The following is a 16290-nucleotide window of genomic DNA, read 5'->3' as shown; positions in this document are numbered from 1 at the left end:
GCAGGTTGGCGCGTTTCCCTATGGGGATTTCGCAGCCGTAAACCCGTCGCAAAGCGAGACAGCTGGCCCGCGACGGGTGAGATCCGGCTGGTTGGCTGATGTCTGCCGCCTCAGGGACGGATCATCGAACCGGCGCCGTGATCGGTGAAGAGTTCCAGCAGCACGGCATTGGGTACCCGGCCATCAACGATGGTACAGGCCCGCACACCGCTGCGCACGGCGGAGAGCGCGGTTTCCGTCTTCGGGATCATGCCGCCGAGGATCACGCCGTCGCGGGTCATCTCTTCGACATCGGCGGCCTTCAGCTCGGTCACGACATCGCCGTCGCTGTTCTTTACGCCCGACACATCCGTGAGCAGCAGCAGCCGGTCGGCCTTGAGCGATGCGGCGATGGCGCCGGCGGCGGTGTCGCCGTTGATATTGAACGTCTCGCCGTTGGGGCCTGCGCCGATGGGGGCGATCACCGGGATCATATCCTGTTCAAAGAGATGGTTCAGCACGCTTGGATCCATTTCAGACGGGGTGCCGACATAGCCCAGATCCGGGTCGGTCTGGGTGCAGGTGATCAGATTGGCATCCTTGCCGGACAGACCGACAGCAGCGCCGCCCTGGCGGTTGATGGCCTGCACGATACGTTTGTTCACCACGCCGGAGAGCACCATCTCCACCACTTCCATCGTGGCGGCATCGGTGACCCGCTTGCCGTTCACGAAATCGGATTTGATCTGCAGCTTGTCGAGCATGGCATTGATCATCGGGCCGCCGCCATGGACGATCACCGGGTTCACCCCGACCTGACGCATCAGCACGATGTCGCGGGCAAAGGTATCCATGGCCTCGTCGCTGCCCATGGCGTGACCGCCCAGCTTGATCACGACGATGGCGCCGTCATAGCGCTGCAGATAGGGCAGGGCGCTTGAAAGGGTCTCGGCTGTGGCAATCCAATCGCGGTTCATGTCTTGTTTCTTCATCGTTGCAATCCCTGGGACGGGCCGTCCGTCGCAGACGGCGCAGGCGGCTGTGCCATGGGGATTGTGTTACGCGGTTCTGGGCGCGGTGCCAAGCGCCGGCCCTGCATTCGCGGCATTGCAGCTGTCGCAAAGGCTGCTAGGGTCGCCGCGACAGATACCGAAACGGGGCCTGCGGGCTGTGAGGTCAGAGCGGCCTCCGACACGGGCCTGAGGCCAAGGAATGGTAGCCATGCGTAAGAAAACCCTGTTGCTGACCGGTGCAAGCCGCGGCATTGGCCATGCGACGGTGCAGCGGTTCAATGCCGAAGGCTGGCGGGTGATCACCTGTTCGCGCCAGCCGTTTCCGGCGGAATGCCCCTGGGGCGGAGGTGCGGAGAATCACATACAGGTGGACCTGTCCGATCCGACCGACACGATAAACAAGGTGGGTGAAATTCAGGACCTCTTGGGTGGACAGTTGGATGCGCTGGTCAACAATGCGGGCGTGTCCCCCAAGGGTCCGGATGGCGCGCGGCTGAACACGCTGGACACAGATCTGATGACCTGGGGCAAGGTGTTCCACGTGAATTTCTTCTCCTCCGTTGTGCTGGCGCGGGGGTTGAAGGACGAATTGGCGGCGGCCAAGGGCTCGGTTGTCAATGTGACCTCGATCGCGGGCAGCCGGGTGCATCCGTTTGCGGGCGCGGCCTATGCCACCTCGAAGGCGGCGCTGGCGGCGCTGACCCGCGAGATGGCGCATGATTTCGGCCCGCTTGGGGTGCGCGTCAATGCGATTGCGCCGGGCGAGGTGGAGACCGCGATCCTGTCGCCGGGCACCGACAAGATCGTCGAGAAACTGCCGCTGCAACGGCTCGGTCAGCCGGAGGAGGTGGCGGCCGCGATCTATTTCCTGTGTTCGGGCGAAAGCTCCTATATCTCCGGTGCGGAGATTGAAGTGAATGGCGCGCAGCACGTCTGATAGCGGCTCTAATGCAGCTATCAGAGACGAAAACGCCCCCGGGATCGGCTGATCGCGGGGGCGGTTCCATGTGGCGGGCTGCGCAACAGCTGCGTTATTCCAGACCCGCGATGATCGAGCGCAGCGTGGCGATGCCGTCGCCTTTCTCCGAGGAGGTCAGCACGATCTCCGGGTAGGCTGCCGGGTGTTTGGACAGCGCCTTGCGGACCTGCTCCATGATTGCGGCGCGGTCCTTGTCCTTGACCTTGTCGGCTTTGGTCATCACGCATTGAAAGGTGACCGCAGAGCTGTCGAGCCGGGTCATGATCTCGTCATCGACGGCTTTGATGCCGTGACGGCTGTCGATCAGCACAAAGGCACGGCGCAGGGTCTGGCGACCGGAGAGATATTGTTTCAGCAGGCGCTGCCATTTCTCGACAATCGGCAGCGGCGCATTGGCGTAACCATAGCCCGGAAGGTCGACCAGATAGAGATCGGGGCCTTGGGTGAAGTAGTTGATTTCCTGCGTGCGCCCCGGCGTGTTGGAGGCCCGCGCCAGACCTTTGGTCCCGGTCAGCGCGTTGATCAGGCTGGATTTGCCCACGTTGGAGCGGCCCGCGAAACAGACCTCGATCCGGTCGGCGGGGGGCAGGCCGGACATGGCGACCACGCCTTTGACAAATTCCGACTGGCCGGCAAACAGCTTGCGGCCTTTTTCGGTCATGATTTCATCTGGCGATTCGGCCAGGGGGAACGGCATCTGCATCAGAGCACCTTTATACTATCGCCGACGCGGATCGCGCCGTCTTTGATGACCTCTGCATAGACAGCGAAGTCCTGGTGACCCCAGGTGTCGCGCAGCGTCTTGAGCGTATCTGCGTCACGCTCGCCGGTCTCGGGGTTGGTTGTGGTGGCCAGACAGCGCACGGTGCGTTCACGGACGGTCAGCACCGCCTCGCCGATCTGCACGTCGCGCCCGATCCAGGTGTTTTCTTCCCAGGCGGTGCCGGTGTCAAACCAGATGTTGCCGCGCCAGCGCTGCGGCGACAGCCCATGGCCAATGGCGGTTTCCACCGCGCGGTGAGACGCCCAGTTGCACAGGCTGATCGACGGGAAATCGCTGTCGGTCATGCCACGGCCCGGAACCCGCAGAATGCGGGCCGAGGCGGCGCGGTCCTCTGGCATCAGGGGGCGCACCCAGTCCAGAAACCGCGGCAGATCCGCCGCGTCATCGGGGCTGAAGCTGAGGTTGTCCAGCTGCGGGTGGCTCAGGGTGACCTGGCCCGTGGCCTCGTCATAGCGGGCTTCAAGCGCCATCAGCTGCGGTGCCTTGGCGACACGGCTGAAATTGGCGCAGGGCGCCCAGGCGCTGCCGTCAGCCTTGGAGGCCTCATGTGCAACCGCCCAAACGCGATCGCCGGGCAGACACTGCCCGGCGACCAAAGAGGCGCTCTCCAGCGGCTCCCGACCATGTGATTTGATCGGATGCCGCCAGATATGAGTTATGCCTTCGCTCATTTCTTTTCAGCCTTTGGCGTCTTCTTGAAGCCGGATTTGATGTTGCCGAAGACATCCGGCTTGTAGCCGTGGCTGCGCATGATCAAATACTGCTGCGTGAAGGTGATGGTGTTGTTCGCGATCCAGTAGACCACCAGACCGGAGGCAAAGCCGCCCAGCATGAACATGAAGACCCACGGCATCCAGGCAAAGATCATCTGCTGGGTCGGATCGGTGGGTGCCGGGTTCAGTTTCTGCTGCAACCACATCGAGATACCGAGAAGGATCGGCAGAATCCCGATGAAGATCGTCGCCATCAGGGTGCCCTCGACCGGAGCGGCAAACGGCAGCAGGCCAAAGAGGTTCATGATCGAGGTCGGATCCGGCGCGCTCAGATCCTGGAACGGACCAAAGAAGGGCGCGTGACGCAGTTCCAGCGTCACAAAGATCACCTTGTAGAGCGAGAAGAAGATCGGGATCTGGATCAGGATCGGCAGACAGCCGGCGGCCGGGTTGACCTTTTCCTTCTTGTAGAGCGCCATCATCTCCTGCTGGAGTTTCTGACGGTCGTCGCCCGCCTTCTCCTTGATCTCCTCCATCCGCGGCTGCAGCTCTTTCATCTTCGCCATAGAGGCGTAGGATTTATAAGCCAGCGGGAAAACGAGGAGCTTGATCAGCACGGTCAGGCCGATGATCGCCCAGCCCATGTTGCCAATCAACGCATTCAGCCAGTGCAGAACCGCAAAGATCGGCTTGGTCAGGAAGAAGAACCAGCCCCAGTCGATGCTGTCGAGGAAGCCCTCGATGCCGTCTTTCTGATAGCCGCGAATGGTCGCCCATTCCTTGGCACCGGCAAACAGCATGGTGGTGGCTGCGCTGGTTTCGCCATCGGCGACGGTGACGGTCGGCAGCACGATATCGGTCTGGTAGATGTCGCGGCGCTCATCGAATTTGGCGATGGAGCGGAACGGCTGGCCGGGATCCGGCACCAGGGTCGACATCCAGTAATGATCGGTGAAGCCGATCCAGCCGTTGGTCTCGACTGCGGTCACAGCGGCGCGGGCGCCGGTGCGGGGGTCGATCTCGAAATCGGTCATGTCGTCATAGTCGATTTCGGCCAGGGTGCCGTCGGCCATGCCGATCACGCCTTCATGCAGGATGAAGAAATTCTTCAGGTCCTGCGGCTCACCATGGCGCGCCAGGGTGCCATAAGGCGCCAGCGCCACGGTCGCGCCGGAGGCGTTGGTGACCGACTGGGTGATGGTAAAGAGGTAATCCTCATCCACCGCGATGGTGCGGGTGAAGGTGAGACCCTTGCCATTATCCCAGCTGAGCGTGACCGGGGTGACCGGGGTCAGGGTTGCCTCGGTATCGGCCTGCCACAGGGTGTTGGCCCCGGGCACGTCGTCGGGACCCAGCCCGGCACCGGGCGCCCAGCCGTAAAGGGCGTAATAGGCATTGGGATCACCGGCGGGGGACAGCATCTTGACGATGGCGGCACCCTCTTCCAGCGAGACGCGGTAATCCTTGAGAGACAGATCGTCGAGACGCCCGCCTTTCAGGGAAATGCTGCCGGAGACGCGCGGCGTGTCGATGGTGAGACGCGGCGCATCCGCAGCGGCCTCAGCTTCGGCGCTGACATCAGCGCCATCGGTTCCGGCCGCAGGATTGGCCGCAGCAGGCGCGGTCACGACATCGCCTGTGGCGGTTGTCTCCGCGACCACGGCGTCCGGCTGGATCTGCGGCTCTGGTGGGGGGAAAAAGATATACCACCCCAGAATCACCAGGAAGCTAAGCGCGGTTGCGAGAAGAAGGTTCTTGTTCTGATCGTCCATTGGGGACTGCCACCTCGTGTATGGAATGACAGGGTGTGGTTCAACAGAGATGCCCCCCAAAGGTCAAGCGGAATCGCCCCCATCGTGTCCTTGCGACGCGGTTGAAGGGGGATTTCGTCCGATCCCTGGCGCAATTGCCGGATCAGGGCGGCATGTCGCGACCCGTCGGGCGCGGCGCGCGGCCTACGACAGCAGATCCATGTCGTGGTGGATCAACCGGCGGTGCAGACCGCCCCGGGTGGGAGCGAGGGCGCGGCAAGGCTGCGGGAGGGCCGGACTGGGAACGGGGAGCTGGGAACGGGGAGCTGGGAACGGGCGGGGCTTGGAGCGGGCGGGATTGAGACCGGGCGGGACTGGGCAGCGCGCGTGACTGGACCGCAAGAGACCGCGCGCCAATGATGCCCGCACGCATAAGGCACAAGACCCTCAGCGGCCGAGGGCGCCCGTTTTGCTGTGCCGAACCTGCCGGGGCCGAGCCGGTCGCCGGGAGTTCCTGCGCAGAACCGCCGGATCGCTGCGCCAGGCCGAAGCAGAACCCGTGACTGGGCGGCGCGCGCAGACAGGGGGCAACCGAAACCAACCGGAACCAACCGGGGCCGATTGCATAGGTGGTCGCCGAAGGGCGGGGGAATGGGATGTCAGCGGATCAGCTGCTGTGGCGCCCGATACTGGGGGCCTCCTGCAGCTTTGCCTCATGGGCGGCGATCCAGTCGAGAGTCTGATCAAAGGGCATCGGACGGCCAATGCCAAAGCCCTGCACGTGATCGCAGCCCAGCTGGGACAGGAGGGCATGTTCGCCAACGGTCTCCACCCCTTCGGCGAGGGTTTCCAGCTCCAGCCGTTCGGCCATGGTCAGGATGGCGGCAATCAGCTTTTGCTGTTCGGGGTCGCGGTCGGCTTTCATGACGAAGGAGCGGTCGATCTTGATCCGGGATACGCGGAACCGCTGGACCGCCGCGATGGAGGCATGGCCGGTGCCGAAATCATCCAGATCAATGCCGCAGCCCAATTCGCCAAGGGCGGCGATATTGCGGACGATCATGTCATCCGGGCGGTCGGTCATCACGGTTTCGAGGATCTCGACGCAGAGCCGGTCCGGGGTGAGGCCAAAACGCTCAAGCTCCCATTGAATGCGCTCCACCAGATTGGCGTTGCGCAACTCGTCGGTGGCGAAATTCACACCGACCGAGGGGACATGCAGGCCGGCGGCATCCCAGGCTTTGAGCGCGGTGAGCGCGTTGTAGAGCATGATTTCGCTCAATCGTTCCATCAGCCCGGCGCTCTCCAGATAGGGCAGGAAGGACATGGGCGCGATCATCCCGCGTACCGGATGGGACCAGCGGGCCAGCGCCTCAAACCCGGAGACACGGCCGGTGTCGGTGCAGATCTGCGGCTGGAACCAGGCCTGGATCTGACCGTTTTCCAGTGCCTCGGTCACCTCGTCGATCATGTCTCCGCGCGCCTTGCTGCGCTGATCCATTTCGGGGGAGAAGGCGCGAATGCCGGAGGGGCCATTGTTCTGCGCGTCCAGCAGGGCCGTGCAGGCGGCGCCCATCCAGTCGCTGCCTGCCGGTTTCGGGCTGCGGCTATGGAGGCAGAATCCGATGGAACAGGAAATATAGAGAGAGGCACCATCAACCGAAATCGGCTCTTCGATGGCGGCCTGAAGCCGTCCGGCCATCTGGATCGAGAGTTCCAGATCCATTTGCAACACCGGTGTGAGGCAGATGGCAAACCGAGAATCGCCAATCCGGGCGACATAGTCCTGCGGGCGCAGGATGGAGATGATGCGGTCGCCACAGCGGTTGACCAGCTGATCGGCGGTTTCCTGGCCGTGGCGCTGCGCCAGCTCCTTGAAGTCATCAAGCTCAAGCACAAACACGGCCGAGCGCAGGCCGGTATCCGCGGCGCTGTCATAAACTTCCGAGATGATTTCGCTGAACCCGTCGCGCATCATCATGCCGGTCAGGCTGTCGCGTGGCATGGTGGGGCGGCGGAAATAGGAAAAGCCACCGGAGGCGACAAGAACCAGCGGCAGGCCAAGAGCAACGGCCAGCAGCGCCACCTCGCCACCCATCCAGAAAGTTGCCAGTGTCAGGGCCGGCAAAAACGCAAGCAGCGGCGGCCCCAGCAGCACCGGGGCAATCCGTTTCCTGACCTGTGTCAGCGTCTGCGACAGCATTTTTGTCATCTGTAGACCTTTCACCTACGGCATGTGGTGCTGGCTACAGATTAAGGTCGCGGTCTGACCGGCAAGTTAACGCAAATCGGGAATTTCGTCCGAATCCGTCCCCAAATCAGGTTTTTTCAACATAAGAGCGGAAAAATCGAACAGCTTGGGGTCCAGAAGATGCGAGGGACGGGCATTCATCAACGCCCGGAACATCACCTGACGGCGTCCGGGGCTGTTTGATTCCCACTGATCGAGGATCTGTTTCACCTGCTGGCGCTGCAACCCGTCCTGGCTGCCGCAGAGATCGCAGGGAATGATCGGATAATTCAGAGCCTTGGCGAATTTTTCGCAGTCCACCTCGGCGACATGGGCGAGGGGGCGAAACACGAACAGATCGCCCTCTTCGTTGACCAGTTTCGGCGGCATGGTTGCCAGACGACCCCCGTGGAACAGGTTCATGAAGAAGGTTTCCAGAATGTCGTCGCGATGATGGCCGAGCACCACCGCAGAGCAGCCTTCCTCGCGCGCGATGCGGTAGAGGTTGCCCCGGCGCAGGCGCGAGCAGAGGGCGCAGAAGGTGCGGCCCTGCGGGACCTTATCCATCACGATACTATAGGTGTCCTGATATTCGATGCGGTGCGGCACGCCCATCTTTTCCAGAAACTCCGGCAGCACGGTGGCCGGAAAACCGGGCTGGCCCTGATCGAGGTTGCAGGCCAGGAGATCCACGGGCAGCAATCCCCGCCACTTCAGCTCGTAAAGCACCGCCAGCAGGGTATAGCTGTCCTTGCCGCCCGACAGGCAGACCAGCCATTTCGGCGTGCTGCCGTCCTCGCGCCGCTCGACCATGCCATATTGGTCAATCGCCTCACGGGCGTAGCGCACGATCCGTTTGCGGAGTTTCTTGAACTCCGTCGTCGAGGGGGCGCCGGCAAACAGCGGGTGGATATCGTCCAGATCATCATCAAGCATGGGCGCGCCCTAGCCGAGGATCGGCGTTTTGCCAAGGAAAAAAGGTGATCCCGGCGGGTAGCAGGCTTCTGCCCGCCGGGATCGTCAACCGGGATCGTCGGCCGGGATCAGAAATAGGGGCGCGACGATGGCAGCCTGTCGGCGAGCGGTGGCAGGCCAATATCCCGGCGCAGATGGTTGCAGATCGGCAGCGTGCTGGCGCGTCTGCGCGGCGGGCTTTGTGCGGCAATCATCTGACGCAGGATCGCCGTCAAGGTCCGGCGCAGACCAAGATCGGCCAGAATCTGCGCCAATGCGGCATGGGGGTCGCGGAGCGGGGTGGGAAATTGTGTAGATGTCATGCGTGTTTCCGGCTGCATGCAGACGGGTCCTTTGTTGTGAAAGATGACAGATGTGCCCAGACCGTGCAGCAAAGACGGGGTCGAAGACCGGATCAAAGACAGGCGTCGACGATGGCTTCGCTAGGGGTGGTCTGGGATGGTACGATCAGATCGGGCGCACATCAGTGCTGAGCCGCGATCAAAGGCAGACTGGATCAGGCGCGTGCCTGTCCCGTATAGCCCCCAGGAGCACGTCGCCATTGAACAAACTTATTCATAAACAGCCCTCCTGCATCTATAGGTTGATCGTTTCAGAGCCTTAGCACGGCCCGACTGCCCCGGTTATACCGGTATTCCATACTGTGGCAGAAATGGCGCGCAACTTTGGCGGGCATCGGCCCGGACTGGTTATCGTCGATCTGCGGTCTTGTCATGGCTGTGGTCACAGCCCGGCACCGGGTCGTAGCCATCGCCGCCAAACGGGTGGCAGCGGCCGATCCGGCGCAACGTCAGCCATGCCCCACGGAGGGCGCCGTGTTTCTCCAGTGCCTCAAGCGCATAGGCCGAGCAGGTGGGCTGATAGCGGCAGTTGAAGCCGACCCAGGGGCTGAACAGCAGCCGATAGGCGCGCACGGGCAGGGCAAGGAGATGGGCCAGCGGGGTCATGGGAGTTAGATAGGCAGAGTTGAGCGGTATGGCAATCAGGACCGCGCCTGAGTGCGGGGGGAGAGCGGAGCCGCCTTCCCGTGGGGAGAGGAGCCGTGTGCTGCGCCAGCTGCCTGCCGGGCAAATCGCCTTCGGAAACGATTACTTGCCGTGGATTTTCTTCAGCGCGTAGATGAGATCGTTTTGCAGATCTTCAAAGGGGCGCTCGGCGGTCTCTGTCGCGCGCCCGATCAGGACATAGTCCCAGCCGGACCGGCCATGCAGGGGCAGAATCAGCCGGGCGACTTCGCGCAGCCGGCGTTTGGCGCGGTTGCGGGCCACGGCATTGCCGACCTTCTTTGAGCAGGTAAAGCCCATGCGGATGGTATCGCCGCCGGCTTCGCCGTCCTGGCGGCGTTTGCGACCCTGCACCATCATTCCCTTGGTGCCCTGACGGCGGGCGCGTGCCGCTGCGAGAAAGTCGCGGCGTTTGGCGATCACCTCCGGGCGGGGCAGTGGGCGGTCCAAGGTATCAGATACGCAAACGGACACCGCCGGAGACCTGGTCCCTTGGGCAGCTGAGCCGTCCTTGGGGGTCTCCGGCGGTGTCATGTCCGTCTGAACAGTGCTGGGCGCGATTACGCGCTCAGCGACTTGCGACCGCGTGCGCGGCGTGCGTTCAGGATCTTGCGGCCTGCCTTGGTGGCCATGCGCGCACGGAAGCCGTGGCGGCGTTTGCGAACCAGGTTCGAAGGCTGATAGGTGCGTTTCATCGCTCCGGTCTCCAACTGTTTACATCGGGACGGCGCGGAATCGGCCACCCGGGGGTCTATCTCGAAGCCCGGTCTCTAGAAGGGAATGACCGGCGAGTCAAACCCCAAGGCGGTTGTTTTCTGCACGAAATGCAACATTTCCATGAAAACCGGGCGCTGGAGCCCCTATAGCAGAAGATATTTGTAACAGACAGAGGGGCGCGCGCTGTTTGGCTCACTTTTTTGCAGGCAATGATCAAGCGGGCGTGAAGATATCGCCCGTGGTCTCGTACCGGGGCCATTTAGCAGGTAGCCAGAGACACAGACCCGCCGCGTCTGCGGTGCCGACCATGACCGGCCAGCCAATGGCCCAAGACAGCAGGATTTGACCACCGATGCCAGATCATCCCGAGCAGACCGATATCGCGGAGCATTCTCCGGCCCAGCCCACCGCATCCGAATCGCGTGACAGGGCAGAGAAGAAACCGGCGCTGACGCGGTTCCTGCCGCTGACCGTGGTGCTGGTTGTTGCGGTGATCGGGGCGATGACGCTGGGCGATTACCTGACGTTTGAGACCCTGCGCGACAATCGGGTGGCGCTGATGGCGTTTCGCGATGAGAATTATCTGGGCCTCGTTGGCCTGTTTGTGCTGGCCTATGTGACAATTGTTGTCTTCTCGTTGCCGGGCGCCGCTGTGGCCTCCGTCACTGGCGGGTTCCTGTTTGGTCTGGTGGCGGGCACGCTGTTCAACGTGCTGGCAGCCACCATTGGTGCGGTTGGCATCTTTCTGGCGGCGCGCTGGGGGCTTGGAGCGATGCTGACCCACCGGCTGGAAGCGGCGGAGGGCCGCGTGCGCATCCTCAAACAGGCCCTGCGGGAAAATGAGATCGAGGTGCTGCTGCTGCTGCGGCTGGTGCCTGCGGTGCCGTTTTTTGTCGCCAATCTGCTGCCCGCGCTAGTCGGGGTGAAGCTGGTGAATTTCCTGTGGACCACGGCGGTGGGGATCATCCCCGGCGCAATCGTCTTTACTTGGATTGGCGTGGGCCTTGGTGCGGTGTTTGACCGGGGCGGGACACCTGATCTGTCGCTGTTGTGGGAGCCGTTTGTGATCGGGCCGATCCTTGGTCTGTGCGTGTTGGCGGCGCTGCCCATGCTGCTGAAGAAACGCCGTCCCGCGGCCTCCGGAAAGGACCAGTGACCATGCAAGAGCTAACCTGCGATCTTCTTGTGATCGGCGCCGGGTCGGGCGGTCTCTCTGTTGCGGCAGGGGCAAGTCAGATGGGCGCGGATGTCGTGCTGCTGGAAGGGCACAAGATGGGCGGCGACTGTCTGAACTATGGCTGCGTGCCGTCGAAATCGCTGCTGGCCAGCGCCAAGGTGGCCTATGGGCAGGCCCATGCCAGCGCCTATGGTGTGGCCGATCAGCTGCCGGTCGTGGATTACGCCGCCGCCAAGGACCACGTGCAGGACGTGATCGCGACCATCGCCCCGGTCGACAGCCAGGAGCGGTTCGAAGGGTTTGGTGTGCGGGTGATCCGCGCCTATGGACGGTTTGTCGATGATCGCGTGGTCGAGGCCGGGGAGCACCGCATCACCGCCCGGCGCATCGTGATTGCCACCGGATCCTCGCCCCTGGTGCCCCCAATCGACGGGCTGGCCGATGTGCCCTATTATACCAATGAGACGCTGTTTGACCTGCGCGAGCGGCCCGATCACCTGCTGATCATCGGCGGTGGTCCGATTGGCATGGAGATGGCGCAGGCGCACATCCGGCTGGGCAGTCAGGTCACGGTGATCGAGGGCGACAAGGCGCTGGGCAAGGACGACCCGGAGCTGGCGGCCATCGTTCTGGAGCAGCTGCGCGAGGAGGGCGTCGAGATTGCCGAAGGCGCGCAGGCAGAAACCGTCGCCTCCACCGAGGAGGGCGGCATTCGCGTCACCGCGAAGGATGGCCGGGTGTTCGACGGCAGCCACCTCCTGATGGCGGTGGGGCGCAAGGCCAATATCGACCGGCTGAATCTGGAGGCCGCCGGTGTCGAGACCAACCGCGCGGGCGTGGTGGTGGACGACAGCCTGCGCAGCAGCAACCGCCGGGTCTATGCCATTGGCGATGTCGCGGGCGGGATGCAGTTCACCCATGTGGCGGGCTATCATGCCAGTGTGATCATCCGGTCGATCCTGTTCGGCCTGCCGTCGAAGGCCAAGACCAGCCATATTCCCTGGGCCACCTATACCGCGCCCGAGCTGGCGCAGGTCGGGCTCACAGAGGCACAGGCGCGCGAGAAACATGGCGACCGGATGGAGGTGGCGCGGTTCGACTATCACCACAACGACCGCGCGCTGGCCGAACGTCACAGCACCGGCCTGATCAAGGTCATGGTGGTCAAGGGGCGCCCGGTCGGCGCCTCTGTCGTGGGGCATCAGGCGGGGGAGCTGGTGGCGCTGTGGTCGATGGCCATCGCCAATAACCTGAAGATGAGTGAGGTCGCGGCCATGGTGGCGCCCTATCCCACCATTTCAGAAGTGAATAAACGCGTCGCAGGGGCCTATTTCTCGCCACGGCTTTTTGATAGTCCAATGGTGAAACGAGTGGTGCAATTTGTGCAGCGCTGGCTCCCGTAACGCCGGAAGGGGCTGAATGCTCAATACGCTTTCAGGCAGATTCCTGATCCTGACCACGGTCTTCGTGATGTTGGCCGAGATCCTGATCTTTGTGCCCTCCGTATCCCGGTTCCGTCTCGATTATCTGGCCGACCGTCTGGAGCGGGCGCAGATCGCGTCGCTGGCGCTATTGGCGGATGACATGCTGGACACCGAGCTGGAGGCGGAGCTTTTGGAGAATGCCGGTGTCTTCAACGTGGTTCTGCGGCGGGACGAAGTGCGCCAGCTGGTGCTGTCCTCACCGATCCCGGCGCCGATTTCGGGCACTTATGATCTGCGGATGAGCAGCCCGTTTGCACTGATCGGCCATGCCATGCAGCGGCTGGTCACGCCGGATAACCAGATCATCCGGGTGATTGGGGCGCCGGTGCGCGACGCTGGTCTTCTGATTGAAATCACGATTGAAACCAAGGGTCTGCGCGATGCGATGATTGATTACGGGCTGCGTATTCTGCTGCTCTCTGCGGTGATCTCAATCTTTACTGCCGTTCTGCTGTTTGCTGCGGTGCGCCGGTTCATGGTGAAGCCGATCAAGGGGGTCATCGGCTATATGCAGCGCTATGCGGCGGCGCCGGAGGATGCCCGTGGGATCATCCACCCCAGCGCCGGTGTGCGTGAGCTGCGCGAGGCCGAAGAGGCGCTGATGCAGTTGCAGACCGAGCTGACCCATGCGCTGAAACAGCGCGAACGGCTGGCCCAGCTGGGCGGCGCTGTTGCCAAGGTCAGCCATGATCTGCGCAATATCCTGACCTCGGCGCAGCTGTTCACCGACCGTATCGAGATGAGCGAAGACCCCCTGGTGCGGCGCCTCGCGCCGAAGCTGGTGAATTCGATCACCCGCGCGGTCTCGCTCTGTGAGGGGACATTGGCCTTTGGCCGGGCAGAGGAGCCGGCGCCGACCTTTGGCCGGGTTGCACTACACGGTCAGGTGGAGGACATCCTGGAAAGCGAAAGTCTGGCCGGCGGAGCGGAGGGGCGTGTCACCTTCCGCAATGAGGTGCCCGTCGATCTGAGCCTGCGGGCGGATCCCGAGCAGCTGTTCCGCATCGTGATGAACCTGGTGCGCAATGCCCGTCAGGCGATCGAGGCCAGCGGTCAGCCGGGGCAGATCACCCTGTCGGCGCGCGAAGATCACGAGGCCTGGTGGATCTCCGTCACCGATACCGGCCCCGGCCTGCCGGTGAAAGCGCGGGAGAATCTCTTTACCCCGTTTCAGGGCGGCATCCGCAAGGGCGGCACCGGCCTTGGCCTTGCCATCGCCGACGAACTGGCCCGTGGCCATGGCGGCATGGTGGTCCTGCGCGACACCGGTCCTGAGGGCACGGTATTCGATATCTGTCTGCCCAAGGGCGACGGCACTCTTTGACGCCGCCGTGCCCGCAATCCGTGCGTCGGAACGCCCCAATCGCAAAAAGAAGAAAACCTGCGGCAATCTGACATTTTGGACTTGCACCCCCGCGCCGCTACGCTTAAACCCCGCCGCAGTGGACCGATAGCTCAGCTGGATAGAGTACTTGACTACGAATCAAGGGGTCGGGGGTTCGAATCCTCCTCGGTCCGCCACTTCCCTCCTTTGATACGTCAGATTTCGAGCGTCAGATGTGTTTGACTTTTCCGTCACATCATTGACCTGACGTGCGATAACTGCCTGCGTTCCATGCTGGTGCAAAATATGCGCTGCAGCATTGTGCCAACATGCGGCAGGCCACAAAACAGCAGCTCAATCGGCATCAACGCCTCTGGGCCGATCTGCGCGTTCGGGGAGGTTCCTGGGACAAGACGCCCGCGAATTCGGCCTTGCAGGCTCTGCTGTCACCTTGGCAGGTATGGCGTAGCGCCGATCTGGAAGGACCGAGCAAGCTCGGGCCGCCGCTTTGCAATACCACGCCAGAGCAGCTTTTCCCTGATCTTTGCTTAGAGACCTAGGGCGGCCGTCCATGGGCGACGCAGCGAAAGCGGGCAGTTAGTCCGGATTGACCGATGCTGCGCTGTGTATGGGTGGCAGCTTTGCGTGTTGCCAGGGTCAACGATCCTTACTACGCTTGATCCCAAAGGAGTGAGATCATGACCTTCAAATTCGTCAGCGATGTAGCAAGCAAGAGGCGCATGGTCCGATAGGGTTCTCCATATCCGTTTCCATGCGCCCCCGACATTCTCGGGGGCTTTTTTGTTTTTATTGCTCAGAGCATCAGATGAACCGCGCAAGAACACCTCCGAATTTGATCACATTGATCCTGTTGACTGGGTTTTCGCCCATGTCGCTCAACATGTTTCTACCCGCTCTGGCTAACATCGCTGTCGATCTCAATACCGACTACGGTACCGTGAGCTGGGCGGTGTCCGGATATCTGGCAATAACGGCAGTTATTCAGTTGATCGTTGGGCCCTTGTCAGACCGGATCGGCAGACGACCGGTCCTTCTGGTGGTTTTGTTTGTTTTCGCTTTCGCCTCTGTGGGGTGCGCTTTTGCTCCAAACATCGTGGCTTTTCTGTTCTGCCGGATGCTCCAAGGCGGCATCGTCGGCGGTTACGCGCTTTCTCTCGCGATCGTTAGGGATACGAGAACGGCGCGGGAGGCTGTAAGCCTGATCGGCTATATCGGAATGGCGATGGCGATTGCTCCAATGGTCGGCCCCATGCTGGGAGGGGTGTTGGACACCTTATTTGGGTGGCGGTCCGTCTTTGGTTTCTATGCTGTAGCGGGCTTCGGATTACTGCTGCTTTGCTGGTTCGACCTCGGAGAAACGAGGCCTCAAAGGGCAACAGATGCCAGCACTCCGGCACCTGGCACGATGATGCTTATCCGTGAGCCCCTGTTCTGGGCTTATGCACTCTGTGGTGCGCTTTCTGTCGGCGCATTCTACATCTTTCTGACAGGCGCACCTCTTGTTGCGCAGTCCGCTTTCAATGTCACAACCGCTGGACTTGGATTCTATATCGGGACCATCACAGTTGGCTTCATGATCGGCGGGTTCTTAGCCGGTCGGGTTGGAAAACACTTCGAACCAACAACCATGATGATTGCTGGCCGGGTCATGGCGTGTAGTGGTATTGTGGGCGGTTTGCTGTTGCTCGCATCGGAGATCATGTCAGCGGAGATTTTCTTTGCGAGCACGATCTTCGTTGGTTTAGGGAACGGCATGACCATGCCGGGATGCAATGCCGGTGCGATGTCGGTTCGACCAGATCTCGCCGGAAGCGCTGCCGGGCTGAGCGGCGCTCTCATAGTTGCAGGCGGTGCGGTTGTTACCACAGTGACGGGCAACCTCGTATCACAGACGAACGGGGCGCAAACGTTGCTTATGCTTATGCTAGCTTCAACGGGACTGGCGTTGGCATTTGCCATTTGGGCAGCATGGTTGAGTAAGAATAGGGTCTAGTCTCAAAACAATAACGGCCGTCGGGCCAGGTGCAGACAAAGCGATCCTTGAAAACGGGCGCTATTGGCGGAGCTCGAGAATGTCAGAGTTTCCCTATCCGGAGTGCGGCGCGGTACAGGATTTTAGTCATTGATGGCGTCGCCGCT

General features: G+C 62.1%; 15 protein-coding genes and 1 tRNA gene. 6 read left to right on the top strand and 10 right to left on the bottom strand.

The genetic code is table 11. The annotated features are described in order from the left end of the window. Positions 1–110: 110 nt before the first annotated feature. Positions 111–971 (bottom strand): acetylglutamate kinase, encoded by an 861-nt coding sequence (gene argB / locus VWZ81_RS12825; protein ID WP_416542812.1) that lies wholly within the window; start codon positions 969–971, stop codon positions 111–113. A gap of 229 nt (positions 972–1200) precedes the next feature. On the opposite strand from argB, the gene VWZ81_RS12820 reads away from it, so the two are divergent. After that, entirely contained in the window at positions 1201–1929 is a 729-nt protein-coding gene (locus tag VWZ81_RS12820) for an SDR family NAD(P)-dependent oxidoreductase (RefSeq protein WP_340546617.1), read from the top strand. 94 nt (positions 1930–2023) lie between these two features. Here the strand turns inward: VWZ81_RS12820 and yihA are convergent, their stop codons facing one another. From yihA to rpmH, 9 genes are all read right to left on the bottom strand, one after another. Next, positions 2024–2674: a ribosome biogenesis GTP-binding protein YihA/YsxC gene (gene yihA / locus VWZ81_RS12815; RefSeq protein WP_340546618.1), complete on the bottom strand. Its 651-nt coding sequence runs from the start codon at positions 2672–2674 to the stop codon at positions 2024–2026. Then, complete coding sequence (locus tag VWZ81_RS12810; RefSeq protein WP_416538168.1) at positions 2674–3426, bottom strand: MOSC domain-containing protein; 753 nt, start codon at positions 3424–3426, stop codon at positions 2674–2676. The genes yihA and VWZ81_RS12810 overlap by 1 nt, the downstream gene beginning before the upstream one ends. Next, entirely contained in the window at positions 3423–5240 is a 1818-nt protein-coding gene (gene yidC / locus VWZ81_RS12805) for a membrane protein insertase YidC (RefSeq protein ID WP_416542811.1), read from the bottom strand. Before yidC ends, VWZ81_RS12810 begins: the two co-directional genes overlap by 4 nt. Positions 5241–5886: 646 nt before the next feature. Beyond that, complete coding sequence (locus VWZ81_RS12800; RefSeq protein WP_416542810.1) at positions 5887–7431, bottom strand: putative bifunctional diguanylate cyclase/phosphodiesterase; 1545 nt, start codon at positions 7429–7431, stop codon at positions 5887–5889. 66 nt (positions 7432–7497) lie between these two features. Continuing rightward, positions 7498–8385 (bottom strand): tRNA 2-thiocytidine(32) synthetase TtcA, encoded by an 888-nt coding sequence (gene ttcA / locus VWZ81_RS12795; protein ID WP_340546622.1) that lies wholly within the window; start codon positions 8383–8385, stop codon positions 7498–7500. Positions 8386–8492: 107 nt separating this feature from the next. Beyond that, the gene (locus VWZ81_RS12790) at positions 8493–8726 is read right to left on the bottom strand and encodes a hypothetical protein (protein WP_340546623.1); all 234 of its coding nucleotides are present in this window, start codon (positions 8724–8726) and stop codon (positions 8493–8495) included. 387 nt (positions 8727–9113) lie between these two features. Beyond that, positions 9114–9371 carry a membrane protein insertion efficiency factor YidD gene (gene yidD / locus VWZ81_RS12785; protein WP_340546624.1) on the bottom strand — a complete coding sequence of 86 codons (258 nt, stop codon included), beginning with the start codon at positions 9369–9371 and terminating at the stop codon, positions 9114–9116. Between the two features lie 141 nt (positions 9372–9512). Further along, on the bottom strand, positions 9513–9962 hold the full coding sequence (rnpA, locus tag VWZ81_RS12780; protein WP_416538171.1) for a ribonuclease P protein component: 450 nt from the start codon (positions 9960–9962) through the stop codon (positions 9513–9515). Between the two features lie 26 nt (positions 9963–9988). After that, a complete protein-coding gene (gene rpmH / locus VWZ81_RS12775; RefSeq protein WP_005980833.1) occupies positions 9989–10123 on the bottom strand; it encodes a 50S ribosomal protein L34 in 135 nt (44 codons plus the stop codon). A 374-nt stretch (positions 10124–10497) separates the two neighbouring features. Here rpmH and VWZ81_RS12770 point away from each other — a divergent pair, with 374 nt between their 5' ends. The 5 genes from VWZ81_RS12770 to VWZ81_RS12750 all read left to right on the top strand — a co-directional run bounded on the left by VWZ81_RS12770 (position 10498) and on the right by VWZ81_RS12750 (position 16144). Then, positions 10498–11301 carry a TVP38/TMEM64 family protein gene (locus VWZ81_RS12770; RefSeq protein WP_416542809.1) on the top strand — a complete coding sequence of 268 codons (804 nt, stop codon included), beginning with the start codon at positions 10498–10500 and terminating at the stop codon, positions 11299–11301. Between the two features lie 2 nt (positions 11302–11303). Next, a complete protein-coding gene (locus VWZ81_RS12765; protein ID WP_416535589.1) occupies positions 11304–12725 on the top strand; it encodes a dihydrolipoyl dehydrogenase family protein in 1422 nt (473 codons plus the stop codon). Positions 12726–12741: 16 nt separating this feature from the next. After that, on the top strand, positions 12742–14130 hold the full coding sequence (locus VWZ81_RS12760) for a sensor histidine kinase (RefSeq protein WP_416542808.1): 1389 nt from the start codon (positions 12742–12744) through the stop codon (positions 14128–14130). 120 nt (positions 14131–14250) lie between these two features. Next, positions 14251–14327 (top strand) — tRNA-Arg (locus VWZ81_RS12755). Positions 14328–14956: 629 nt separating this feature from the next. Beyond that, on the top strand, positions 14957–16144 hold the full coding sequence (locus VWZ81_RS12750) for a multidrug effflux MFS transporter (RefSeq protein ID WP_416542807.1): 1188 nt from the start codon (positions 14957–14959) through the stop codon (positions 16142–16144). Positions 16145–16290 lie beyond the last annotated feature (146 nt).

This window comes from Phaeobacter sp. JH20_34, from assembly GCF_048056095.1.
Classification (GTDB): domain Bacteria; phylum Pseudomonadota; class Alphaproteobacteria; order Rhodobacterales; family Rhodobacteraceae; genus Phaeobacter; species Phaeobacter bryozoorum.
This window is presented reverse-complemented; position numbering and strand designations above follow the sequence as displayed.